This is a genomic window from Pseudomonas sp. 44 R 15, assembly GCF_900004965.1.
In the GTDB taxonomy this organism is placed as follows: domain Bacteria; phylum Pseudomonadota; class Gammaproteobacteria; order Pseudomonadales; family Pseudomonadaceae; genus Aquipseudomonas; species Aquipseudomonas orientalis_A.
Genome location: NZ_CVTU01000099.1, coordinates 45,502 through 68,415, shown reverse-complemented (window position 1 = coordinate 68,415; position 22,914 = coordinate 45,502). Strand labels below are relative to the sequence as shown.

General features: G+C 61.1%; 22 protein-coding genes. 15 read left to right on the top strand and 7 right to left on the bottom strand.

The genetic code is table 11. The annotated features are described in order from the left end of the window. Window positions 1–244 precede the first annotated feature (244 nt). The 4 genes from BFP93_RS16505 to gcvH all read left to right on the top strand — a co-directional run bounded on the left by BFP93_RS16505 (window position 245) and on the right by gcvH (window position 4,729). Window positions 245–1,249, top strand: a complete 1,005-nt coding sequence (locus BFP93_RS16505; RefSeq protein ID WP_065887027.1) for an extracellular solute-binding protein — start codon at window positions 245–247, stop codon at window positions 1,247–1,249. A gap of 187 nt (window positions 1,250–1,436) precedes the next feature. After that, a complete protein-coding gene (locus tag BFP93_RS16500; RefSeq protein ID WP_065893893.1) occupies window positions 1,437–3,053 on the top strand; it encodes an ABC transporter permease in 1,617 nt (538 codons plus the stop codon). A gap of 156 nt (window positions 3,054–3,209) precedes the next feature. Further along, window positions 3,210–4,292 (top strand): glycine cleavage system aminomethyltransferase GcvT, encoded by a 1,083-nt coding sequence (gcvT, locus tag BFP93_RS16495; protein WP_065893892.1) that lies wholly within the window; start codon window positions 3,210–3,212, stop codon window positions 4,290–4,292. 53 nt (window positions 4,293–4,345) lie between these two features. After that, window positions 4,346–4,729: a glycine cleavage system protein GcvH gene (gene gcvH / locus BFP93_RS16490; protein ID WP_065887030.1), complete on the top strand. Its 384-nt coding sequence runs from the start codon at window positions 4,346–4,348 to the stop codon at window positions 4,727–4,729. Between the two features lie 156 nt (window positions 4,730–4,885). On the opposite strand, the gene BFP93_RS16485 is transcribed toward gcvH, so the two are convergent. The 6 genes from BFP93_RS16485 to BFP93_RS16460 all read right to left on the bottom strand — a co-directional run bounded on the left by BFP93_RS16485 (window position 4,886) and on the right by BFP93_RS16460 (window position 10,122). Next, entirely contained in the window at window positions 4,886–6,028 is a 1,143-nt protein-coding gene (locus BFP93_RS16485; RefSeq protein WP_065887031.1) for a DegT/DnrJ/EryC1/StrS family aminotransferase, read from the bottom strand. Between the two features lie 157 nt (window positions 6,029–6,185). Then, window positions 6,186–6,500: a DUF2388 domain-containing protein gene (locus BFP93_RS16480; protein WP_057723397.1), complete on the bottom strand. Its 315-nt coding sequence runs from the start codon at window positions 6,498–6,500 to the stop codon at window positions 6,186–6,188. A 68-nt stretch (window positions 6,501–6,568) separates the two neighbouring features. Continuing rightward, entirely contained in the window at window positions 6,569–7,015 is a 447-nt protein-coding gene (locus BFP93_RS16475; RefSeq protein ID WP_065887032.1) for an NfeD family protein, read from the bottom strand. A 10-nt stretch (window positions 7,016–7,025) separates the two neighbouring features. Continuing rightward, complete coding sequence (locus tag BFP93_RS16470) at window positions 7,026–7,946, bottom strand: SPFH domain-containing protein (protein ID WP_065893891.1); 921 nt, start codon at window positions 7,944–7,946, stop codon at window positions 7,026–7,028. Between the two features lie 77 nt (window positions 7,947–8,023). Continuing rightward, the gene (locus tag BFP93_RS16465; RefSeq protein ID WP_065893890.1) at window positions 8,024–9,706 is read right to left on the bottom strand and encodes a GspE/PulE family protein; all 1,683 of its coding nucleotides are present in this window, start codon (window positions 9,704–9,706) and stop codon (window positions 8,024–8,026) included. Window positions 9,707–9,738: 32 nt separating this feature from the next. Beyond that, on the bottom strand, window positions 9,739–10,122 hold the full coding sequence (locus BFP93_RS16460) for a hypothetical protein (RefSeq protein ID WP_065893889.1): 384 nt from the start codon (window positions 10,120–10,122) through the stop codon (window positions 9,739–9,741). 127 nt (window positions 10,123–10,249) lie between these two features. Here BFP93_RS16460 and BFP93_RS16455 point away from each other — a divergent pair, with 127 nt between their 5' ends. Beyond that, window positions 10,250–10,720 carry an Lrp/AsnC family transcriptional regulator gene (locus BFP93_RS16455; RefSeq protein ID WP_043046970.1) on the top strand — a complete coding sequence of 157 codons (471 nt, stop codon included), beginning with the start codon at window positions 10,250–10,252 and terminating at the stop codon, window positions 10,718–10,720. Window positions 10,721–10,803: 83 nt separating this feature from the next. On the opposite strand, the gene BFP93_RS16450 is transcribed toward BFP93_RS16455, so the two are convergent. Continuing rightward, window positions 10,804–12,171, bottom strand: a complete 1,368-nt coding sequence (locus tag BFP93_RS16450; protein ID WP_065887036.1) for a CYTH domain-containing protein — start codon at window positions 12,169–12,171, stop codon at window positions 10,804–10,806. A 157-nt stretch (window positions 12,172–12,328) separates the two neighbouring features. Here BFP93_RS16450 and argE point away from each other — a divergent pair, with 157 nt between their 5' ends. The 10 genes from argE to BFP93_RS16400 all read left to right on the top strand — a co-directional run bounded on the left by argE (window position 12,329) and on the right by BFP93_RS16400 (window position 22,741). Beyond that, window positions 12,329–13,477, top strand: coding sequence for an acetylornithine deacetylase (gene argE / locus BFP93_RS16445; protein WP_065893888.1), 1,149 nt, complete (start codon window positions 12,329–12,331; stop codon window positions 13,475–13,477). A 135-nt stretch (window positions 13,478–13,612) separates the two neighbouring features. Beyond that, a complete protein-coding gene (argA, locus tag BFP93_RS16440) occupies window positions 13,613–14,911 on the top strand; it encodes an amino-acid N-acetyltransferase (protein ID WP_065893887.1) in 1,299 nt (432 codons plus the stop codon). Window positions 14,912–15,494: 583 nt separating this feature from the next. Beyond that, window positions 15,495–16,838: an OprD family porin gene (locus BFP93_RS16435; protein WP_065887039.1), complete on the top strand. Its 1,344-nt coding sequence runs from the start codon at window positions 15,495–15,497 to the stop codon at window positions 16,836–16,838. Window positions 16,839–17,110: 272 nt separating this feature from the next. Further along, window positions 17,111–17,749 carry a peroxiredoxin gene (locus BFP93_RS16430; RefSeq protein WP_065887040.1) on the top strand — a complete coding sequence of 213 codons (639 nt, stop codon included), beginning with the start codon at window positions 17,111–17,113 and terminating at the stop codon, window positions 17,747–17,749. Window positions 17,750–18,073: 324 nt separating this feature from the next. Beyond that, a complete protein-coding gene (gene ssuE, locus BFP93_RS16425) occupies window positions 18,074–18,667 on the top strand; it encodes an NADPH-dependent FMN reductase (RefSeq protein ID WP_057723407.1) in 594 nt (197 codons plus the stop codon). Between the two features lie 96 nt (window positions 18,668–18,763). After that, the gene (locus BFP93_RS16420; protein ID WP_065887041.1) at window positions 18,764–19,732 is read left to right on the top strand and encodes a sulfonate ABC transporter substrate-binding protein; all 969 of its coding nucleotides are present in this window, start codon (window positions 18,764–18,766) and stop codon (window positions 19,730–19,732) included. A 25-nt stretch (window positions 19,733–19,757) separates the two neighbouring features. Continuing rightward, window positions 19,758–20,906, top strand: a complete 1,149-nt coding sequence (gene ssuD, locus BFP93_RS16415) for an FMNH2-dependent alkanesulfonate monooxygenase (RefSeq protein ID WP_065887042.1) — start codon at window positions 19,758–19,760, stop codon at window positions 20,904–20,906. Between the two features lie 8 nt (window positions 20,907–20,914). Continuing rightward, window positions 20,915–21,703: an aliphatic sulfonate ABC transporter permease SsuC gene (gene ssuC / locus BFP93_RS16410; protein WP_065893886.1), complete on the top strand. Its 789-nt coding sequence runs from the start codon at window positions 20,915–20,917 to the stop codon at window positions 21,701–21,703. Further along, on the top strand, window positions 21,700–22,506 hold the full coding sequence (gene ssuB / locus BFP93_RS16405) for an aliphatic sulfonates ABC transporter ATP-binding protein (protein WP_065887044.1): 807 nt from the start codon (window positions 21,700–21,702) through the stop codon (window positions 22,504–22,506). The genes ssuC and ssuB overlap by 4 nt, the downstream gene beginning before the upstream one ends. 19 nt (window positions 22,507–22,525) lie before the next feature. Beyond that, window positions 22,526–22,741, top strand: a complete 216-nt coding sequence (locus tag BFP93_RS16400; protein ID WP_003176783.1) for a TOBE domain-containing protein — start codon at window positions 22,526–22,528, stop codon at window positions 22,739–22,741. Window positions 22,742–22,914 lie beyond the last annotated feature (173 nt).

Sequence of the window (22,914 nt, the reverse complement as noted above, 5' to 3'; positions counted from 1 at the left end):
AGCCTGCGTTCGGCCAGCGTGGTTTAACGGGGCGCCTAGGATCAAAAGCAGATCAAGAGCGACTCGCTTCGCATCGTGGTTACGGTTGGGCGCTGCTGGGTTGTGTAGATACCTATGCCCCGATGAGGCCGCCAGCCCTCACACATACCTCAAACCGTGCAACATCTGGTAACGCCTCCATCAAGCGTTACCAAATGTGAGTCCTTATCATTTGCGCACTTTTTGCAAATGAGAGACCGCACCCATGTTGGCATCCAAGCGCCTCCTGACTGCCCTGGCACTCACCCTGATCGGCAGCGCCACCGCGCAGGCCGCCGACGAAGTGGTGGTCTACTCCTCGCGCATCGACGAACTGATCAAGCCGGTGTTCGACGCCTATACCCGCAAGACCGGCGTACAGGTGAAGTTCATCACCGACAAGGAAGCCCCGCTGATGCAGCGCATCAAGGCCGAGGGCGAAAATGCCACCGCTGACCTGCTGCTCACCGTCGACGCCGGCAACCTCTGGCAGGCCGAGCAGATGGGCATCCTGCAGCCGTTCACCTCCGAGGTGATCGACAAGAATATTCCGCTGCAATACCGCTCCTCGGCCCATGCGTGGACCGGGTTGAGCCTGCGCGCGCGCACCATCGCCTATTCCACCGACCGGGTAAAACCGGGCGACCTGACCACCTACGAAGCCCTGGCCGACAAACAGTGGGAAGGCCGCCTGTGCCTGCGCACGGCGAAAAAGGTCTATAACCAGTCCCTGACCGCCACGCTGATCGAGACCCACGGCGCGGCCAAGACCGAAGAAATCGTCAAAGGCTGGGTGAATAACCTGTCCACCGACGTGTTCTCCGACGATATCGCCGTGCTGGAGGCGATCAACGCCGGGCAATGCGACGTGGGTATCGTCAACACTTACTACTACGGTCGCCTGCACAAGCAGAAGCCGGACCTGGCGGTGAAGCTGTTCTGGCCGAACCAGGGCGACCGTGGCGTGCATGTGAACCTGTCGGGCATTGGCTTGACCAAACACGCGCCACACCCGGCGGCGGCCAAGGCCCTGGTGGAATGGATGACCACGCCCGAGGCGCAGAAGATCTTCGCCGACGTGAACCAGGAGTTCCCGGCCAACCCGGCGGTACCGCCGTCGGCCGAAGTGGCGACCTGGGGCAAATTCGTGGCCGATACCTTGCCGGTGGAAGTGGCGGGCAAGCGTCAGGCCGAGGCGATCCGCTTGATGGACCGCGCCGGTTGGAACTGAGTTTCTAAATCGTTAAAGCTTTTTGTAGGAGCGAGCTTGCTCGCGAAAAACTCACAGGCACCGCGTTCATTCAGGAAGCGCGCGTTATCGTTGACGTTTTTCGCGAGCAAGCTCGCTCCTACAGACGGCCACCTCCCGCACTGTTTTATGTCTGCTGTCAGACAGTCCATTCCCAGGGAATTTGCTTTTGGCCCACCCCGCCCAACGCCGCTGGTACCTGCCGGTCTTCACCGTCGCCGCCCTGGTGCTGCTGCCGCTGAGCGTGCTGTTGCTGTCCTGGCAAAGCATCGATCAACAAATCTGGTCCCACCTGTGGGACACGCAGATGCCTCGCTTACTGGGCAACACCTTGACCCTGGTACTCGGCGTCGGCGTTGGCGTGACCTTGCTGGGGGTGAGCCTGGCCTGGCTGACCAGCCTTTGCGAGTTCCCGGGGCGGCGCTGGCTGGATTGGGCGTTGATGCTGCCCTTTGCGATTCCGGCCTATGTGCTGGCCTTCGTGTTTGTAGGACTGCTGGACTTTGCAGGCCCGGTGCAGACCCTGCTGCGCGAAGGGTTCGGCGCGGGGCTGCGCCTGCCCCGCGTGCGTTCCACCAGCGGCGTGATCATCGTCTTGGTGCTGGTGTTCTACCCCTATGTCTATCTGCTGGCGCGTTCGGCATTCCTGGCCCAGGGCAAGGGCTTGATGGAAGCGGCACGGGTGCTGGGCCAGTCGCCGTGGCAGGCGTTCTGGCGCGTGGCGCTGCCCATGGCGCGGCCGGCGATTGGTGCCGGTGTCGCCTTGGCCCTGATGGAAACCCTGGCGGATTTTGGTGCGGTCTCGGTGTTCAATTTCGACACATTCACCACCGCCATCTATAAAACCTGGTACGGCTTTTTCAGCCTGTCCAGCGCCGCCCAACTGGCCAGCCTGTTGTTGCTGGTGGTGATGCTGGTGCTGTATGGCGAGCGGCGCGCGCGGGGAGCGAGCCGGCCCGGCAACGAGCGCCCGCGCAGCAAGGCGCTGTATCACCTGCGTGGGCTCAAGGCGGCCGCGGCCAGCGGTTGGTGTGGCCTGGTGTTCGCCTGCGCGTTTGTGATCCCGATGCTGCAACTGGTGGCCTGGTTCTGGCAGCGCGGCCGCTTCGACCTGGATGAGCGCTACACCGGCCTGATCGTGCATACGCTGTACCTGGGTGGGATAGCGGCGCTGGTGACTGTCAGCGTGGCGCTGATACTGGCGTTCGCCAACCGCCTGGCGCCGACGCGGGCGATCCGCTCCGGCATCAGCCTGGCGAATGTCGGTTATGCCTTGCCCGGGTCGGTGTTGGCGGTGTCGATCATGTTGGCCTTCAGCTATCTGGACCGCGAACTGGTGGTGCCGCTGTCGGGCTGGCTGGGCGGCGCGGGCAAGCCGTTGCTGCTGGGCAGCCTGTCGGCACTGGTGCTGGCGTATCTGGTGCGATTCCTGGCGGTCGCCTACGGGCCTCTGGAAAACAGCCTGGCGCGTATTCGCCCATCGTTGCCCGAGGCCGCACGCAGCCTGGGCGTGAGTGGGCCACAACTGTTTTGCAAGGTGTATCTGCCGCTCCTGCTGCCGGGCACCCTGAGCGCGGCGCTGCTGGTGTTTGTCGATGTGCTCAAGGAAATGCCCGCCACCTTGCTGATGCGCCCGTTTGGCTGGGACACCCTGGCGGTGCGCATCTTTGAAATGACCAGTGAAGGGGAATGGGCGCGGGCCTCGCTGCCGGCGCTGACCCTGGTGCTGGTCGGGTTGCTGCCGGTCATCGGGTTGATCCGACGCTCCGCACGACAAATCGGCTAGGTGCCAGTCCTACAGCTTGCGGCTACAATGCGCGGCATTCGGTGTGCTCCGTCTTTCGGATCGACCTGCTGTATGTGGCTGCGGGCCTTGTCGTTCAAGGTGTTCGGCGCAAGTGGCAGCTCTGCGCACCTTCGCCAAGCCCGGAAGGAGAAACCCATGGGACAGCGTACGCCTCTGTATGACCTGCATCTCGCCCTCGGCGCGAAAATGGTCGATTTTGGCGGTTGGGATATGCCTTTGCATTACGGCTCGCAAGTCGAGGAGCACCATCAGGTGCGGCGCGACTGCGGGGTGTTCGATGTATCTCATATGACCGTGATCGATGTCAGCGGCCCCCAGGCCAAGGAATGGCTCCAGCACCTGCTGGCCAATGATGTCGATCGATTGCACGGCTGCGGCCGCGCGTTGTACAGCGCCATGCTCAACGAGCAGGGCGGGGTGGTGGACGACATGATCGTCTACCGTACCGAAACCGGTTACCGACTGGTGGTCAACGCCGCCACCCGTGACCAGGACATGGCCTGGATGCAGGCGCAACTGGGCAGCTATCAGGTGCAGTTGCAGGAGCGCTCCGAGCTGGCCATGCTCGCCATTCAAGGGCCCCACGCGCGGCAGAAGATCGCCGAACTGGTGACCCAGTCCCGTGGCACCCTGATCCATCAGCTCAAACCTTTCGAAGGCCAGGCCGACGGCGACTGGTTTATCGCCCGCACCGGTTACACCGGCGAAGACGGCCTGGAAATTGTCCTGCCTGCCGACCAGGCGCCGGGGTTTTTCAACGACCTGGTGGGCGCCGGTATTTCCCCCATCGGCCTCGGCGCGCGCGATACCTTGCGCCTGGAGGCCGGCATGAACCTGTATGGTCAGGATATCCACCAGCAGGTGTCGCCCCTGGCCGCCAACATGGCCTGGAGCATCGCCTGGGAACCGGCAGGGCGCAATTTTATCGGCCGCGCCGCGCTGGAAGCGGAAAAAGCGGCCGGTGTGCAGTTCAAATTGGTCGGGCTGGTCCTGGAAGAACGTGGGGTTCTGCGTGCTCACCAGGTGGTTCGTATCGCCAATGTTGGCGAAGGGGAGATCACCAGTGGTAGTTTCTCTCCTACGCTTAGCAAATCCATTGCCCTGGCGCGTGTACCGACGGCGACTGCCGACCGGGCCGAAGTGGAAATCCGCGGTAAGTGGTACCCGGTTCGAGTGGTCAAGCCGACCTTCGTCCGCCATGGCAAAACCTTGATCTAACTATTTTCCGGCAGGCCATTGGCCGCTGACATTTCTTCTTGAGGACACAGACTATGAGCAATATCCCTGCCGACCTGCGTTTTGCCGAAAGTCATGAGTGGGCCCGTCTGGAAGCCGACGGCAGCGTGACCGTCGGGATCTCCGACCATGCTCAGGAAGCGTTGGGCGATGTGGTGTTTGTTGAGCTGGCCGAGGTGGGTGCCACATTTGAAGCCCAGGGCCAGGCGGGTGTGGTTGAGTCGGTGAAGGCGGCTTCGGACATCTATGCCCCGGTTGCAGGCGAGGTGATTGCGGTCAACGAAGAGTTGAGCGGCAGTCCTGAGCTGTTGAACTCCGACCCTTACGGCGCCTGGATCTTCAAGCTCAAGCCAAGCAACGCAGCTGATCTGGAGAAACTGCTGGACGCTGCCGGCTACAAAGCCGCTATCGGCGAGTAACACAGAGCCCAATGTGGGAGGGGGCTTGCCCTAATGCTGGTCAGTTAGCGCAGATCCCCTGTGGGAGGGGGCTTGCCCCCGATGGCGGAGTGTCAGTCTCCTCATCAGTGGCTGACCCACCTCAATCGGGGGCAAGCCCCCTCCCACATTAATTGATCAGCCTGCTTTCAATACCGTTTTGACCGCCGCAACAGCCCGCTCCACATCCGCCTCCGTCATCGCCGTGAACATCGGCAACGACACGATCAATCGCCCAACACGCTCCGCCACCGGGAACATCCCTTCCTTGAAGCCCTGTGCCCGATACAGGCTCAGCAGGTGGATGGGCGGGTAGTGATAGCCAATGCCGACGCCAAGGGCCTGCATCTGCTCCATAAACGTAGCGCGGGCGGGCAGACCATCCTGACGCTCCGGCAATACCAGTTGGAACAGGTGCCAGTTGCTGTTTTCGAAGTCCGCCGGCGGCAGTTGCGCGCCGTACTGTTGTTCAAAATCACTGCCGAAGCATTCGAAGTAGTGGCGTGCCAGGTTCTGGCGATGGGCGGTGATCTTCTCGATGTGGGCAAATTGCCCGAGGCCGATGGCGGCGGCGATATCAGTCATGTTGAACTTGCCGCCCAGCACGTCCACATCCAGGCCATCGAAACCGCTGCGGGTCACGCCTTGCAGGCGGTATTTCTCGGCCAGGCGGGCTTCTTCGGCGTTGTTCAGCACCAGGCAGCCGCCTTCGGATGAAGTGATGTTCTTGTTCGCCTGGAAGCTGAACGACACGAAGTCGCCGGTAGCGCCGATGCGTTCGCCGTCCCAACTGGACCCCAGCGCCTGGGCGGCATCCTCGACGATGCGCAGCTTGTACTTGTTGGCCAGCGCATAGAGCATCGGCATATCCAGGGGCAAACCGGCCAGGTAGACCGGGATGATTGCCTTGGTGCGTGGAGTGATCGCCGCTTCAACCTGAGCCAGATCGATGTTGCGGGTGACCGGGTCGATATCGGCAAAGACCGGGGTGGCGCCCACCTCAAGGATGACATTGGCCGTGGCGACCCAGGAGATCGGCGTCGTGATGACTTCATCCCCAGGCCCGATACCGGCGATGCGCAAGGCAATTTCCATGGTGCAGGTGCCGGAGTTGAAGGTGCGCACCGGGCGGCCGCCAAAGTATTCCGACAACTGCGCTTCGAATGCCTGCACCTTCGGCCCACTGGTGATCCAGCCGGAACGCAGGACATCGCCGACCGCCGAGATCGTGGCTTCGTCAATGGTAGGTTTGGAGAACGGCAGGAAAGGCTGTTGGCTCATGACGAAGAAGGCATCCGGTAGGCGATGAGTGATGGACGTGTGAGTCCTGCATGGTTGCACGGCTCGACTGAATATAGCCTGTCGCCCGTGAACGATTCGTCATGTTGCAGGCAAAAAAATGCCGCTTGAAAAAGCGGCATTCTTTACGCTGTAGTCGTTACTCGGTAACAGCGTTCTTCGCGAGGATGGCGTTGGCCAGTTCCATGTCCGTGGCCTGCAGGCCAGGGTTGTCGGCGCGCACTTTCTGCATGGCCGCCTCCAGATACGGGCCGCGGATGCCGCCGTCGCTGGCGACGAAGCTGCCGGCGTCGTCCTGGGCGGCGACGACCATTTTGTGGTCCTTGAAGGTCAGGTAGGTCGAGCCGGTGGTGGCGCCCGACGAGATGACATTACGCCAGAAGCTGTCGGCCATGGCTGAGCCGACAGGGAGGGAGAGCACAGCGAGGGTTGCGACAGCATATTTAAGACGCATGATGGGTGACTCCGGTGGGTTATCTGTACGTTTTGATTGTAGTTAACCTTATCCAGTTCCATCACTGACTAAACAGTTTCAACCTTTAAAACCACGCCATCCTGCCCAATTACGCGGACTTGAGCGCCTACAGGGGCATCGGTACCGGTGACCATCCATACGCCATCGCCGACCTTGACCTTGCCCCTGCCGTCCACTATCGCCTGATGCACCACGAACGTGCGCCCGACCAGCTCTGAGCCGCGCTCGTTCAAGCCGGGCTGGTCGCTGGCCTTGGCGCTGCTGCGTTGGCGTCGCCACCAGTACACGGCCGTCAATATCGACAACAGGGCGAACAGCAGCAGTTGCCACTCAAGTCCAAGGGGCGGGACGATAAACTTGATCACGCCCACGGCCGCTGCGGCGATACCCATCCACAACAGGTAGCCTCCGGCACCGAACACCTCAAGAATCAACAACACGGTGCCCAGCGCCAACCAGTCCCAGAACGAAAGATGCTGCAGGAAATCCCACATGGTGGCGACCTCAGCCTTTCTTGTTGTCGAAGGTGGCTTTGACGATCTCGCCGATACCGCCCACGGCACCAATCACCTGGCTGGCTTCCAGCGGCATCAGGATAACCTTGCTGTTGTTGGCCGATGCCAGCTTGCCCAGGGCATCGATGTATTTCTGCGCGACGAAGTAGTTCACCGCCTGCACGTTGCCGGAGGCGATCGCTTGCGATACCACCTGGGTCGCGCGGGCTTCAGCCTCGGCCTGACGTTCACGGGCTTCGGATTCGAGGAAGGCGGCCTGGCGGCTACCCTCTGCCTCGAGGATCTGCGCCTGTTTCTTGCCCTCGGCGGTAAGGATCGCCGAGGCTCGCAGGCCTTCGGCTTCAAGGATCTGCGCACGCTTGATCCGTTCGGCTTTCATTTGCCCGGACATGGCCGCCATGAGGTCGGCGGGCGGGCTGATGTCCTTGATTTCGATACGGGTGATCTTGATGCCCCACGGCGCCGTGGCTTCGTCGACGGTGCGCAGCAGCTTTTCGTTGATACCGTCGCGCTGGCTGAGCATGGCATCCAGCTCCATGGAACCGAGCACCGTACGGATATTGGTTTGCAGCAGGTTGCGAATGGCATGTTCGAGGTTGTTCACCTCATACGCGGCCTGGGCAGTGTTGACCACCTGGAAGAAGCACACGGCGTCAATCTGCACGGTGGCGTTGTCGGCGGTAATCACTTCCTGGGGCGGGATATCCAGCACGCTTTCCATCACGTTGATCTTGCGGCCGATGCGGTCCATGACCGGGATGATGATGTTCAGGCCGGGCTTGAGGGTGTTGGTATAGCGGCCGAAACGTTCGACGGTCCACTGGTAGCCCTGGGGCACCACCTTGAAACCCATGAACAGGATGGCAATGGCCAATCCCACGAAAAGAAGCAGTACGGTTCCGATCTGCATTGCGATTCCCTATCTGATGATGTCAGTGACACGACGTTCGGTCGATTGTAACGGTGTCGTCACGGATAAGGACGGTTTCATTGCCCAATGCACAAAGGATTTGTTTCTGAATCCCCAGGGGTAACCCTGAGGACTTCCGCCAGCGTCGTCAGCCCCGCCTTCACCTTTTGCATGCCGGCCATCCGCAGGCTGTGCATGCCTTGCCCGAGTGCGGCATGGCGCAAGGCCTGAACGTCAGCGCCGGGGGTGATCAGCGCCTTGAGGGTTTCATCCAGGACCATGATCTCGTAAAGCCCGGCCCTGCCCCGATAGCCACTGTCGCGGCACTCTCCACACCCGACCGCTGCGTAGACGTCGGCCACGCCGCGTTTGCAATGGGGGCACAGCACGCGCACCAGGCGCTGTGCCATGACGCCTATCAGCGTCGCCTTGATCAAATAATGAGCGATGCCCAACTCCTGCAAGCGGCTGATGGCGCTCGGCGCATCGTTGGTGTGCAGCGTTGACAGCACCAGGTGCCCGGTCAGCGCGGCCTGGATCGCCATCTCGGCGGTCTCCTGGTCGCGAATCTCGCCGATCATGATGATGTCCGGGTCCTGGCGCAGCAACGCGCGGATACCGCTGGCGAAGGTCAGGTCGATGTTGTGCTGCACCTGCATCTGGTTGAATGCCGGCTCGACCATTTCGATGGGGTCCTCCACCGTGCACAGGTTGACCTCCCGGGTCGCCAGTTGCCTGAGGGTGCTGTAGAGCGTGCTGGTCTTGCCCGAGCCGGTGGGGCCGGTGACCAGAATGATGCCGTTGGCCTGTCGGGTCATGATCTGCCAGCGCTGCTGATCGTCGGCGGACAGCCCCAATTGATCGAAATCCTTGAGCAGCACCTGGGGATCAAAAATGCGCATGACCAGCTTTTCGCCGAAGGCGATGGGCAAGGTCGACAGGCGCAGTTCCACTTCAACGCCCGCCGTTTTCATGTTGATGCGCCCATCCTGGGGCTTGCGCTTCTCCGCCACATTCATACGCCCAAGGCTTTTCAGTCGGCTGACGACAGCGGTGGTGACCTGGGGCGGAAATTGGTAGACGTCATGCAACAGCCCGTCAATGCGAAAGCGCACACGCCCCTGTTCGCGGCAGGGCTCGATATGGATATCGCTGGCCCGTTGATCAAAGGCGTACTGCAACAGCCAGTCGACGATATTGACGATATGCGCGTCATCGGCATGCGGTTCGCTATCGCCGGCGCCCAGGCTGAGCCGTTCGACAGTACCGGGGGGCGCCATTTGCTGGTCGGCGCCGCTGACCGATTTGGCCAGACGGTAAAATTCATTGATACAGCGCTGGAGGGTTTGGGGGTTGGCCACCACGCGCTTGATCGAGCGTTTGAGTACCTGGGACAGCCCGGCCTCCCAACCGCTGACATGGGGCTGAGCGCTGGCAACCGTCACGCTGCGCGCATCCACGGCCACTGCAAGGATGGCGTGACGCTGGGCGAAGGCGTGGGACATCAGCGGCACCACCGTCGCCACGTCGATCTTCAGCGGGTCGATGCGCAGATAAGGCTGATCGACGTGCCGGGCCAGCCACTGCGTCAGTGTTTCCAGGCACGTTCCTTGTGCGGCGATCAATTCCAGGGGGTGCCGGGCGCTGGCGGGAGCGGACGATAATTGCCGCGCCGTCTCTGGCGTAATCAGTTGCTGCTCGATCAATGCAGGCAGCAACTGTTGCAGTTCCAGAGGGCGATCTTGCAGGACGGGAGACATGGAGGTTCCTGGCGTCGGGGTGTAATCCCAGGCTAGCCAGCTTCTGAACATTCTCCCTGGGCGTGTATTGCAGGCTTTTGCCGAGAGGCTGCCACCACGGCATGAGGCCGCGCGCTACCTGCCGGCCACAGCTCTACGGAACACACGCTGATCAGGTTTCGAAACTTTTCACCGATCACCTGGGCCCGATGCCAGCTCAGGCCTTCCATCACGATGTCGATATGCAGCAGGTCGTCTTGCCTGTTCACGATCACCTGGCTGGGCGTGAGAAATTGCAGCGCGAAGTAATTGAGTACCCGGCACAGCACGTCCGGTTCCGCCTCTGCGGCAATCCGATAATGGGCCTCGCACTGAAGGCTATCGACAGCCCACGCATCGGCGCGGGTGACAGGGTGGACGGTTTCGACGGCGTGCATGCTGACTCTCCAGATTCGACTGGAGAAATTTTTACATTCGCCTTGGGAGATTTCTTATCTAAGATGCGCATGAATCGCACAAAATTGAATCAGATAATTCAAGATAAGCGCCATAGAAGGTATTTTTATGCACAGCGAGTTGGACGTGTATGACCGCCGTATCCTGGCCCTGCTGCAAGAGGACGCCTCGCTCTCCAGCGCGCAGATTGCCGAACAGGTCGGCCTGTCCCAGTCGCCCTGCTGGCGGCGCATCCAGCGGTTGAAGGAAGAGGGCGTGATTCGCGGCCAGGTGACGCTGCTGGACCGCAAGAAAATCGGCCTCAACACGCAGATCTTCGCCGAGGTCAAACTCAACGCCCACGGTCGATCCAACTTCACCGAGTTCACCGAGGCGATTCGTGGCTTTCCGGAAGTGCTGGAGTGTTACGTGCTGATGGGGGCGGTGGATTTTTTATTGCGCATTGTTGCGTCGGACATCGAGGCGTACGAGCGGTTTTTCTTTGACAAGTTGTCGATGGTGCCGGGGATTCAGGAGGTCAATTCGATTGTGGCTTTGTCGGAGATCAAGTCCACCACCAGCCTGCCAGTATTGCGCTGACAGAGGCGGCCTCATCGGGGCAAGCCCCCTCCCACAGGGGAACGCAATCCAATGTGGGAGGGGGCTTGCCCCCGATGGCGATATTACAAACGCAGCAAGGTCTTCCAGGCCCGGTTCTGATACACCGCAATCGCCTGGTGCATCCGCGCATCCAGTGACTCATCGGTAATCGGCTGGTTGGCCAGGTGCGCCAGCTTGTTCAGCTCGCCGTACAAGCGGTCCAGTTCCGGGATGTCCACCACGTGGCGCGCATGGTGCAGCCAGGCCTGGATGCGTTCGATGCGCGGCAATTGCTCGGCCAGGTCTTCGGGCTGCTGCTGGTAACGCGGCAGTTGCAGGGCAACGGCGTCATCGGCCAACAGGCGCGGTAGCCAGTTGGTGATCTGCGCGGCGCCCTGACGGTTGCCACGCACGTTGCGCGCTTCGGTCCAGGTGCGGGCCAGCAGCCAGCGCGAGGTGTTCAGGGAGAACAGGCCCCAGCGCACATCCTGCAATTCTTCAACGAACTGCTCCGGTGCGGCTTTGCGAATGTCTTCATCGTCGTCACCGGCCTGGACCAGCGGGCGCCAGTCTTCCAGCAACGCATCGAGGGCACTGCGCAGCTCACTGGTGGATTGACGCGGCGCGGCCTGGCCGAGGCTGCCGATCAGGGCGCGCAATTCGCCGAGGTTCTCGACCCAATCCTGCAGCAGACGCCAGTGGCCATTGAAGCGATATTGCTCGGCCAGGCGCTGGCTGCTGCCCAGCAGGTGCCACATGATTGCGGCGAAGGCATCGTCCAACGGCATTTCGGCGTGAATCTGCGGTGCCGGCAGGCTCAGGGAATAGCTGCTGGCGTCGTACAGGCGATAGCCACGTTCGGCCTTGCTGATGTCACACGGCATCAGCGCCAGGGTCGCCGCCAGTTCGGCGGCCAGCTCCAGCAACGCTGCCGGCTCGCCTTCGCGCAGTTCCAGTTCCAGCTCGCAGATTTCTTCCTTCTGCTTGCCGACGACCACATGGCCCAGGTCCAGGGCGGCTTCGATCACCACCTTGGCCTTGCCGCGACCCCAGGCGATTTCGGCGCGTTCACGCACGAAGTCGGTGGTAAAGATCGGCTTGAGGGTCTTTTTGTCCAGCTCGGCCAGTTGCTCGGGCCAGCACTCGCCGTCGAGCTTCTTCACGTCGAGCTTGGCTTTGGGCAGGTCCCAGTTGTATTCGTTACGCTCCGACAAGCCGGCAACACTTTGGCCGCGGGTCTTGAGGGTCTGGATGATGTCGTCACCGTCCTTGCGCAGGCGCAGGGCCACCTTGGCCTGGGCCAGGTCGCGTTCGGGGGTGTCGAAGTACTGATTCATCAACTCACGGCGTTCCCAGCCACTTTTGTTGCGTTTTTTCAGTAGCGGGTGCTCACGCAGCGCGGCGAGTGTCTCGCGGCTGACGCGGAGCTTGATTTCGGTTTCTTTCTGCATGGCCGGAAAATCCAGGATCGGGAGCGCAGCCGGGGAAAAGTGTGGCTGCCAAGGTCGTGCAGTGTACAGGAGTGAGCCCGGCAACGTGCCGCAACGGTTTATTGTGTCGTGCAGATGGCTCTATAGTGGGGCTCATCCGGGAAGTTGGAGACCGCGCATGCCGTTACCGTCCATGAAAGAGCAGTTTGCCGCGTTGATTGCCGCGCCGTCGGTCAGTTGCACTCAAGCGTCGCTGGATCAGACCAACCGCCCGGTGATCGATCTGCTCGCCACCTGGCTGGGCGACCTGGGCTTTGCCATCGACATCCAGCACGTCAGCCCCGGCAAATTCAACCTGCTGGCCAGCTTTGGCAGCGGCCCCGGCGGCCTGGTGCTGGCCGGTCACAGCGACACGGTGCCCTACGACGCGGCATTGTGGAAAACCGATCCGCTCAAGCTGACGGAAGTCGACGGCCGCTGGGTAGGACTGGGCAGTTGCGACATGAAGGGCTTCTTTGCCCTGGTCATCGAAGCCGTGTTGCCGCTGCTCGATCAACCGTTCAAGCAACCGCTGCTGATCCTCGCCACGTGCGATGAGGAAAGCTCCATGTCCGGCGCTCGGGCATTGGCCGAAGCCGGACGCCCGCTGTGCCGCGCAGCGGTGATCGGCGAGCCGACCGGGCTCAAGCCGGTCCGCCTGCACAAAGGCGTGATGATGGAGCGCATCGACATTCTTGGCCAAAGCGGCCATTCATCGGACCCGAGCCTGGGCCACAGCGCCCTGGAAGCCATGCACGACGCCATCGGCGAACTGCGCGGCCTGCGCCTGGCCTGGCAACGCGAATACCGCAACCCGCAGTTCAGCGTGCCGCAGCCGACCATGAACTTTGGCTGTATCCATGGCGGCGACAACCCCAACCGCATCTGCGGCCAATGCTCCTTGGAATTCGACCTGCGGCCGTTGCCGGGCATGGACCCGCAGGTTCTGCGCGCCGCCATCCGGCAGAAGCTGCAACCCCTGGCCGAGCGTCATCAGGTCAAGATCGACTACGCGCCGCTGTTCCCCGAAGTGCCGCCGTTCGAACAGCCGGAAGACGCCGAACTGGTGCGGGTCGCAGAGCGTTTGACCGGTCATCGCGCCGAAGCGGTGGCGTTCGGCACCGAAGCGCCTTATCTTCAGCGCCTTGGTTGCGAAACCCTGGTGCTTGGCCCTGGCGATATCGCCTGTGCGCACCAGCCGGGCGAATACCTCGAAATGTCACGCTTGACGCCTACAGTGCGTCTATTGCGGGAACTGATCGAACATTACTGCCTGAAACCCGCATAAATTAACCCCTGCCTGTTCGTACATAGAAGGAGAGTGAGCGTGTCGCCAAGCCTGTTCCGACGATAACCATCAGCCCGCTGTGCGCTTTCACGATTGATCCCTTTTTGGCTGCTTTTTATTACAGGCCCAGGTGTTATGCCCGACTACGTTAATTGGCTTCGTCACGCTTCGCCCTACATCAACGCTCACCGCGACTGCACCTTTGTGGTCATGCTGCCCGGCGATGGTGTGGAACACCCGAATTTCGGCAATATCGTCCACGACCTGGTGCTGTTGCACAGCCTGGGTGTGCGACTGGTACTGGTCCACGGCTCGCGTCCGCAAATCGAAGCCCGCCTTGAAGCGCGCGGCCTGGTTCCGGCTTATCACGACGGCTTGCGCATTACCGATGCGGCAACCCTGGAGTGCGTAATCGACGCGGTGGGGCACCTGCGTATCGCCATCGAAGCGCGTCTGTCCATGGACATGGCCTCATCGCCCATGCAGGGCTCGCGCCTGCGGGTGGCCAGCGGCAATCTGGTGACGGCGCGGCCAATCGGTGTGCTCGAAGGCGTGGACTATCACCACACCGGCGAAGTGCGCCGGGTCGACCGCAAAGGCATCGGCCGCCTGCTGGACGAGCGCTCCATCGTGCTGCTGTCGCCGTTGGGTTATTCGCCCACCGGTGAAATCTTCAACCTGGCCTGCGAAGACGTCGCCACCCGCGCCGCCATCGACCTGGGTGCCGACAAATTGCTGCTGTTCGGCGCCGATCTCGGTCTTATCGATGAAAACGGCCGCCTGGTGCGCGAGCTGCGGCCGCAGCAAGTGCCGGCCCACCTGCAACGTCTGGGCAGCAACTACCAGGCCGAGCTGCTCGATGCCGCCGCCGAGGCCTGCCGTGGCGGAGTAGGGCGCAGCCATATTGTCAGCTATGTCGAAGACGGCGCCCTGCTCACCGAACTGTTCACCCGCGATGGCGGCGGTACGCTGGTCGCCCAGGAGCAATTCGAACTGGTGCGCGAAGCGGCGATCGAGGACGTCGGCGGTTTGCTCGACCTGATCAGCCCGCTGGAAGAGCAGGGCATCCTGGTGCGTCGCTCGCGCGAAGTGCTGGAGCGCGAGATCGAGCAGTTCAGCGTGGTCGAGCGCGAAGGGATGATAATCGCTTGCGCGGCGTTGTATCAGATCGCGGATTCGGATGCGGGTGAATTGGCGTGCCTGGCGGTGAATCCGGAATACCGCCATGGCGCGCGCGGCGATGTGTTGCTTGAGCGCATCCAGACCCGTGCCCGGGCCCAGGGCCTGAAGACCTTGTTCGTCCTCACCACCCGCACCGCCCACTGGTTCCGTGAACGCGGCTTTGTGCCGAGCAGCGTAGACCGCCTGCCGTCGGCGCGGGCATCGCTGTACAACTATCAGCGCAACTCGAAGATCTTCGAGAAGGCTTTGTAAACCCGGCCTGGCAACCAATACCTATCCAAATGTGGGAGGGGCGTGCCCCCTCCCACATTGGACCGCGTTTATCCCAACGCTTGATGCCCCTTCAGAAGCGTTGATATGTGCCGATAGCGTGTTCGTAGAGGCCGTCAGCCGTTGACATCAAAAGAAACTAATACCGATACAAAAACTGTAACAAATTGACGGAATGATGTGCCTTTGGCCATGATGGCGTCGCCTTTTTGATCATCAGTGACGTATGCAATGGAACGTCAACACTAATCGATCTAAAAAAGCAGTAAAAAATACCCTTTAGGAATTAGCTTGTGGACGGGGTCGTCTATCCTGACCAGCCTGTTTCACGAATTCGCTTATTCCTGGATCGTATGAAAAAGAATGAAATAATTCTTTTTGGGTGTATGAAAAACTCATTACCCTGCAGGGACCAAATCAACTGCTATTAGACGAAGGTAGTAGACACACAAGGTTACGATTGACTTGGTGGTCACTATCCGGCGCTAATCGCGCATCTGTTGGATCAAGGGCGTCAGACCCGAGACCAAAGAAATACAAAAATTAGAAATGAGAGGAGCGGTACATGAAGAAGTCCACCTTGGCTGTGGCTGTAGCGTTGGGCGCAATCGCCCAGCAAGCAGGCGCTGCCGGTTTCATCGAAGACAGCAAGGCCACACTGGGTCTGCGTAACTTCTATATCAACACCGATAACCGCGAAGGCACGGCTAACCCGAGCAAGAACGAAGAATGGGGCCAAGGCTTCGATCTGCGTTTCATCTCCGGTTATACCCAAGGCACCGTTGGCTTCGGTCTTGACGCTATTGGCCTGTTGGGTGTTCGCCTGGATTCCGGCGGCGGCACCAACGGCGCGACTGCCACGTCCTACGGCGGCACCATCTTCCCGAGCAAGTCCAATGGCGAAGCCGTTGATAACTACTCGAGCCTGGGCCTGACTGCCAAAGCCAAGATTTCCCAGACTGAATTGAAGCTGGGTACCTTGCAGCCCAAGCTGCCGGTTATCGTGACCAACGATGGTCGTCTGCTGCCGCAGACCTTCCAGGGTGGCCAGATCACCTCCAGCGACATCAAGGACCTGACCCTGGTCGCCGGCCAGATCGAAAAAGCCAAGGGCCGTAACTCCAGCAACAACGAAAGCCTGTCCATCTCCGGCGCCAACAGCCGTGGCGTGAACTGGCGTTCGAGCAACAAGTTCTACTACGCCGGTGGCGACTACAAGATCACCAAGGATCTGACCGCCCAGTACTACTACGGCAACCTGGAAGATTTCTACAAGCAGCACTTCCTGGGCCTGACGCACAACTGGGCCATCGGTCCGGGCGTGTTGAAGTCTGACCTGCGTTACTTCAACAGCTCCGACGACGGTAACAACGGCAACCAGTCCGCCTACTTCTCCACAGGCAACTACGGTGGCGTCAACTCCGGTCGCGGCAAAGTCGACAACAACCTGTACAGCGGCCTGTTCCTGTACTCCGTTGCCGGTCACACCTTCGGTGGTGGTTACCAGGTCAGCAACGGCAGCAGCGACTTCCCTTGGCTGAACCAGGGTGACGGCTCGTCGGCCTACATCACGACCGACATGCAAATCCAGAAGTTCGCCCGTGCCGGCGAGCGTACCTGGCAAGCTCGCTACTCCTATGACTTCGCCAAAGTCGGCGTACCTGGCCTGACCGCCGGTGTGGTTTACCTCAAAGGCGACCATATCGACACCGTTGCCAGCAACCGTACCGAGTTCACCGGCCAGTCCGAGTGGGAACGTGACATCACTGTTGCCTACGTCGTACCGGAAGGTCCGCTGAAAAACGTCGGCGTGGCATGGAAGAATGCTATGTGGCGCAGCGATATCGCCAACGCGCGTAACCAGGACGAAAACCGCTTGATCGTCAGCTACTCGATCCCGCTGTTGTAAGACTGTAAAACCTTGCCCGGCGCAATGCCGGGCAAGGTGTCTTGCTTTTCAAGTCGGGCTCAACCCCCGCAAGCCCTTCCTGAACCCTCTTTGTACAGCGTCTCAAGGCCTTCTCGAACCTTGAAGAAGATGGTGCTCTTCAGTGCTGATCACGTCCAATGAACAGATCTTTAATATTCCTTTATCGTCTAGATAAATCGATATTTATTCTTTTTAAAATTTCCCCTATGCATGCACAGTGGGCTCCATAAGCACTCATCAGGAGCCACACCATGAGCCTAAGACTGGGCGATATCGCCCCCGACTTCGAACAGGATTCCAGCGCCGGCAAGATTCGTTTCCACGAATGGCTGGGCGATAGCTGGGGTGTGCTGTTTTCCCACCCGGCGGACTTTACGCCGGTGTGCACCACCGAGTTGGGCTTCACCGCCAAGCTCAAGGATGAGTTCGCCCAGCGCGGCGTCAAGGCCATCGCGCTGTCGGTCGACCCGGTGGACTCGCACCACAAGTGGATCGAAGACATCAACGAAACCCAGGACACCGTCGTCAATTTTCCGATCCTGGCCGATGCCGACCGCAAGGTTTCCGATCTCTACGACCTGATCCACCCCAACGCCAGCGACACCCTCACCGTGCGCTCCCTGTTCGTGATTGACCCGAACAAGAAGATCCGCCTGACCATCACCTACCCGGCCAGCACCGGCCGTAATTTCCACGAAATCCTGCGGGTGATCGACTCGCTGCAGTTGACCGACAACCATAAGGTCGCCACACCGGCCAACTGGCAGGACGGCGATGACGTGGTGATCGTGCCATCGCTCAAGGACGAGGAAGAGATCAAGCAACGCTTTCCCAAGGGCTACCGTGCAGTGAAGCCATACCTGCGCCTCACCCCTCAGCCCAACCGTTAACACAGCTCAAACCTGGAAACAGGACCAGTGTGGGAGGGGGCTTGCCCCCGATAGCGGTGGATCAGGTGAAAATTTGGTAACTGACACACCGTAATCGGGGGCAAGCCCCCTCTCACATGTTGAGCGCATTTCAAGCAGGGGTTTTCAGGCCATTTCGATGGCCTTTTTTTTCGCGTGGCGATCTGTTTTCCGCATATGTTTTTATGGAATAAACAAATGAATAAATAAGATTTAAAGATATATTAATCTGCTGCTAAGGTCTGTTCCACCTTGGCGTCATCGCTGCACAGCGAACCGCCGACACTTGCGTAAGGAATTCCCTACATGCTGGTCGTAACACTTGGAGGCAGTCCCAGTCAGCGTTCCCGCTCCGGGGTTTTGCTGGAGAAAACCCGTCAATGGCTGCAGGACCAGGGCGTGGAAGTGGTGAGTTACCAGATCCGTGACTTCCCGGCCGAAGACCTGCTGCATGCGCGGTTCGACAGCCCCAAGGTCATCGACCTGTTGCAGCAGGTGGCGAATGCCGATGGCCTGGTGATCGCCACGCCGGTGTACAAGGCCTCGTTCTCCGGTGCGCTGAAGACGGTACTCGACTTGCTGCCCGAGCGGGCCCTGGCCCACAAGGTGGTGTTGCCGATGGCCACCGGCGGCAGCATCGCGCACATGCTGGCGGTGGATTACGCCCTCAAGCCGGTGTTGTCGGCGCTGAAGGCGCAGGAATTGCTCCACGGGATTTTTGCCGAAGACAGCCAGATCGCCTACGGCGAAGGCAGTGCCCAGGCGCAGTTGGTGCCGGTGCTTGAACAGCGTCTGCAGGAAGCCCTGGAGCAGTTTTACAGCGCCATGGCCCGCCGCCCGAAGCCGCTGGACCCGCATGTACTGAATGAACGCTTGTTGAGTGCTCGCTGGAGCATTTGAGCCTTACCCCGACATCTGGAAACACTCACCTTACTCAGCCGCCAACGGCCAAGCAGGTGCAGCCACTACCCCATTCGCATATTTGGAGAGAGCGCCATGCGCACTGTCATTTTGCGTCGCGGTCTGGTCGCACTGTTTGCTGCGGCTGTGTCCTTCGGCGCCATCGTTCAAGCCCACGCCGCAGACACCCTGCGGATCGGTTATCAGAAGTACGGCACGCTGGTGCTGCTCAAGGCCAAGGGCTCGCTGGAAAAGCGCCTGGCTGCGCAGGGCGTGCAGGTGCAATGGACCGAGTTCCCCGGTGGCCCGCAACTGCTTGAGGGCCTGAATGTCGGCTCCATCGACTTTGGCGTCACCGGCGAAACCCCACCGGTGTTCGCCCAGGCCGCCGGTGCGGATCTGCTTTACGTGGCCTATGAGCCACCGGCGCCGACCAGTGAAGCGATCCTGGTGCCCAAAGACTCTACGATCAAGTCGGTGGCTGAGCTCAAGGGTAAAACCGTCGTCCTGAACAAAGGCTCCAACGTGCATTACCTGCTGGTGCGTGCCCTGCAAGACGCCGGCCTCAACTACACCGACGTGAAAACCGTGTTCCTGCCGCCCGCCGATGCCCGCGCCGCGTTCGAGCGCGGCAGCGTGGACGCCTGGGTGATCTGGGACCCGTACCAGGCCGCCGCCGAGAAACAGCTGCAAGCGCGCACCCTGCGCGACGGCACCGGTATTGCCGACAACCACCAGTTCTACCTGGCCACCAAGCCTTACGCCGAACAGCATCCCGAGGTGATCAAGGCGCTGGTGGAAGAAGTGCGCGCCGTGGGCGAATGGTCCAAGGCTAACCCGCAGCAAGTGACTGACCAGGTCGCGCCGCTGCTCGGCCTGCCGGCTGATATCACCCTGACCTCGGTGAAACGCCAGGGCTACGGCGCACTGTTCCTGACGCCGGAAGTGGTCGCGGCCCAGCAGAAAATCGCCGACACCTTCTACCAGCTCAAATTGATTCCCAAGCCCTTGAGCATCAAGGACGTGATCTGGACCCCACCCGCCGCTGTTGCCAAAGCGCCGTAATCCGACTTCTTCAGGAGACAACTCCATGAGCCTCAATATTTTCTGGTTCCTGCCTACCCACGGCGACGGTCATTACCTCGGCACCGCCGAAGGCGCTCGCGCCGTCGATCACGGTTACCTGCAACAAGTGGCACAGGCCGCCGACCGCCTGGGCTTCGGCGGGGTGTTGATCCCGACCGGGCGCTCCTGCGAAGACTCCTGGCTGGTGGCGGCCTCGCTGATCCCCGTGACCCAGCGTCTGAAATTTCTTGTCGCGCTGCGCCCCGGGATCATTTCCCCGACGGTAGCCGCACGTCAGGCCGCGACCCTGGATCGCCTCTCCGGCGGCCGCGCACTGTTCAACCTGGTCACCGGCGGTGACCCGGAGGAACTGGCCGGCGACGGCTTGTTCCTCAGTCACGAAGAGCGCTACCAGGCCTCTGTGGAATTCACCCGCATCTGGCGCCGCGTGCTTGAAGGCGAAACCGTGGATTACGACGGCGAGCACATCAGCGTCAAGGGCGCCAAATTGCTCTACCCGCCGGTCCAGCAGCCACGCCCGCCGCTGTATTTTGGCGGGTCGTCCGAGGCGGCCCAGGACCTGGCGGCCGAACAAGTTGAAATGGTGCTGACCTGGGGCGAACCACCGGCAGCGGTGGCGGAAAAGATCGCGCAGGTGCGGGCCAAGGCCGACAAGCTCGGGCGCACCCTGCGCTTCGGCATTCGCTTGCATGTGATCGTGCGTGAAACCAACGAGGAGGCCTGGAAAGCCGCCGATAAACTGATCTCCCACTTGGACGACGACACCATCGCCCGCGCCCAGGCGTCCCTGGCGCGCTTCGACTCGGTGGGCCAGCAGCGCATGGCGGCCTTGCATGGCGGCAGCCGCGACAACCTGGAAGTCAGCCCCAACCTGTGGGCCGGGGTCGGCCTGGTGCGTGGCGGCGCGGGCACGGCGCTGGTGGGCGATGGCCCAACGGTTGCGGCACGGGTCAAGGAATACGCGGACCTGGGCATCGACACCTTTATCTTCTCCGGTTATCCGCACCTGGAAGAGTCGTATCGGGTCGCCGAGTTGCTGTTCCCGCACCTGGATATCGAACGTCCCGAACTGCCGAAAGGCGCCGGCTATGTCAGCCCGTTCGGCGAGATGGTGGCCAACGACATCCTTCCCAAAGCTGCATCACAGAGCTGAGGGGCGCCATGAACCTTGAGAAACTCAGCCATCGCGTGGCGCCCTGGGTGCTGCCGATTCTATTGCTGGCGGTGTGGCAGTTGTCGGTGACGGCAGGGTGGTTGTCCACGCGTATTCTGCCGGCGCCCAGTGCGGTCATCGAGGCTGGCGTCAACCTGGTCCGCAGCGGCGAAATCTGGACGCACCTGGCTATCAGCGGCTGGCGCGCGGGCCTGGGCTTTGTGATCGGTGGCAGCATCGGCCTGGCCCTGGGCTTTATCACCGGCCTGTCGAAGTGGGGCGAACGGTTGCTCGACAGCTCGGTGCAGATGATCCGCAACGTGCCGCACCTGGCGCTGATTCCATTGGTGATCCTGTGGTTCGGGATTGACGAGACCGCGAAGATTTTCCTGGTAGCGCTGGGCACGTTGTTTCCGATCTACCTGAACACCTACCACGGCATCCGCAACGTCGACCCGGCGCTGGTGGAAATGTCGCGCAGCTACGGTTTGTCCGGCTTCAGCCTGTTCTGGCAAGTGATCCTGCCGGGCGCGTTGCCGTCGATCCTGGTGGGCGTGCGCTTTGCCCTGGGCTTCATGTGGTTGACGTTGATCGTGGCGGAAACCATCTCGGCCAGTTCCGGCATCGGTTACCTGGCGATGAATGCCCGCGAATTCCTGCAAACCGACGTGGTGGTGCTGGCGATCGTGATGTACGCGATCCTCGGCAAGCTGGCCGACCTGGCGGCGCGTGGCCTGGAACGGGTATGGCTGCGCTGGCACCCGGCGTATCAAGTGAACAAGGGAGGTGCGGCATGACGGCTCAACAACCCCCGCGCCTGCTCAAGGGTATCCCCCTGGCGGTGCGCAAGTTGCGCAAGTCCTTTGGCGCTCGCGAAGTGCTCAAGGACATCGATCTGCATATTCCTGCCGGCCAGTTCGTGGCCGTGGTCGGCCGCAGCGGTTGCGGCAAGAGTACCTTGCTGCGTCTGCTGGCGGGCCTGGACAACGCCAGTGGCGGCGAACTGCTGGCGGGCTCCGCGCCGCTGCACGAGGCGATCGAAGACACGCGGCTGATGTTCCAGGAAGCGCGCCTGCTGCCGTGGAAAAAGATCATCGACAACGTCGGCCTGGGCCTCAAGGGCAATTGGCGTCCCAGGGCGTTGCAAGCGTTGGAGGCGGTGGGCCTGGCCGAGCGTGCCGATGAGTGGCCGGCGGCCTTGTCCGGTGGCCAGAAGCAGCGCGTCGCCCTGGCGCGCGCCTTGATTCACCAGCCGCGCCTGTTGCTGCTCGACGAACCGCTGGGGGCGCTGGATGCCCTGACCCGGATCGAGATGCAGCAACTGATCGAAAACCTCTGGCAAAAACACGGCTTTACCGTGCTGCTGGTCACCCATGATGTCAGCGAAGCCGTGGCGATTGCCGACCGGGTGATCCTGATCGAAGACGGCGAAATCGGCCTCGACCTGAGCATCGACCTGCCACGCCCACGCGCCCGTGGCTCACATCGCCTGGCCGCGCTGGAGGCCGAAGTACTCAACCGCGTGCTGTCGCTGCCCGGCTCACCGCCGGAACCCGAACCTGTTTCACCGCTGCCGACGCAATTGCGTTGGGCTCAATAACCTGTACAGGAAAACCATCATGACTATTAAAGCCATCAACGTGCGTAACCAATTCAAAGGCACCATCAAGGAAATCGTGGTGGGCGACGTGTTGTCGGAGATCGACGTGCAGACGGCCTCGGGCATTGTCACGTCTGTAATCACCACGCGCTCGGTGAAAGAGCTGGAGCTGGTGATTGGCAGCGAGGTGATTGCCTTTGTGAAATCGACTGAGGTGTCGATTGCCAAGCTGTGACTGCTTCAGACCGCTATCGGGGGCAAGTCGAATCGTCGCACCGCCCCTCCCACACTTTGAATGTATTCACAGATCTAAATGTGGGAGGGGGCTTGCCCCCGATGGCGGCCTCAGGGCCGACCAGGATGTTGGATCAGACCGAGTACATATCCGTTTCTGCGGTAACGGCTGCT

What these genes read in the sequence shown, in the direction of transcription:
- ssuB (WP_065887044.1), top strand. Translation starts at nt 21,700, where the DNA reads ATGACGGCTCAACAACCCCCGCGCCTGCTCAAGGGTATCCCCCTGGCG.
- BFP93_RS16505 (WP_065887027.1), top strand. Translation starts at nt 245, where the DNA reads ATGTTGGCATCCAAGCGCCTCCTGACTGCCCTGGCACTCACCCTGATC.
- BFP93_RS16420 (WP_065887041.1), top strand. Translation starts at nt 18,764, where the DNA reads ATGCGCACTGTCATTTTGCGTCGCGGTCTGGTCGCACTGTTTGCTGCG.
- ssuE (WP_057723407.1), top strand. Translation starts at nt 18,074, where the DNA reads ATGCTGGTCGTAACACTTGGAGGCAGTCCCAGTCAGCGTTCCCGCTCC.
- ssuC (WP_065893886.1), top strand. Translation starts at nt 20,915, where the DNA reads ATGAACCTTGAGAAACTCAGCCATCGCGTGGCGCCCTGGGTGCTGCCG.
- gcvH (WP_065887030.1), top strand. Translation starts at nt 4,346, where the DNA reads ATGAGCAATATCCCTGCCGACCTGCGTTTTGCCGAAAGTCATGAGTGG.
- BFP93_RS16455 (WP_043046970.1), top strand. Translation starts at nt 10,250, where the DNA reads ATGCACAGCGAGTTGGACGTGTATGACCGCCGTATCCTGGCCCTGCTG.
- BFP93_RS16460 (WP_065893889.1), bottom strand. Translation starts at nt 10,122, where the DNA reads ATGCACGCCGTCGAAACCGTCCACCCTGTCACCCGCGCCGATGCGTGG.
- BFP93_RS16470 (WP_065893891.1), bottom strand. Translation starts at nt 7,946, where the DNA reads ATGCAGATCGGAACCGTACTGCTTCTTTTCGTGGGATTGGCCATTGCC.
- argA (WP_065893887.1), top strand. Translation starts at nt 13,613, where the DNA reads ATGCCCGACTACGTTAATTGGCTTCGTCACGCTTCGCCCTACATCAAC.
- argE (WP_065893888.1), top strand. Translation starts at nt 12,329, where the DNA reads ATGCCGTTACCGTCCATGAAAGAGCAGTTTGCCGCGTTGATTGCCGCG.
- BFP93_RS16435 (WP_065887039.1), top strand. Translation starts at nt 15,495, where the DNA reads ATGAAGAAGTCCACCTTGGCTGTGGCTGTAGCGTTGGGCGCAATCGCC.
- BFP93_RS16475 (WP_065887032.1), bottom strand. Translation starts at nt 7,015, where the DNA reads ATGTGGGATTTCCTGCAGCATCTTTCGTTCTGGGACTGGTTGGCGCTG.
- BFP93_RS16430 (WP_065887040.1), top strand. Translation starts at nt 17,111, where the DNA reads ATGAGCCTAAGACTGGGCGATATCGCCCCCGACTTCGAACAGGATTCC.
- BFP93_RS16480 (WP_057723397.1), bottom strand. Translation starts at nt 6,500, where the DNA reads ATGCGTCTTAAATATGCTGTCGCAACCCTCGCTGTGCTCTCCCTCCCT.
- BFP93_RS16400 (WP_003176783.1), top strand. Translation starts at nt 22,526, where the DNA reads ATGACTATTAAAGCCATCAACGTGCGTAACCAATTCAAAGGCACCATC.
- gcvT (WP_065893892.1), top strand. Translation starts at nt 3,210, where the DNA reads ATGGGACAGCGTACGCCTCTGTATGACCTGCATCTCGCCCTCGGCGCG.
- BFP93_RS16485 (WP_065887031.1), bottom strand. Translation starts at nt 6,028, where the DNA reads ATGAGCCAACAGCCTTTCCTGCCGTTCTCCAAACCTACCATTGACGAA.
- BFP93_RS16450 (WP_065887036.1), bottom strand. Translation starts at nt 12,171, where the DNA reads ATGCAGAAAGAAACCGAAATCAAGCTCCGCGTCAGCCGCGAGACACTC.
- ssuD (WP_065887042.1), top strand. Translation starts at nt 19,758, where the DNA reads ATGAGCCTCAATATTTTCTGGTTCCTGCCTACCCACGGCGACGGTCAT.
- BFP93_RS16465 (WP_065893890.1), bottom strand. Translation starts at nt 9,706, where the DNA reads ATGTCTCCCGTCCTGCAAGATCGCCCTCTGGAACTGCAACAGTTGCTG.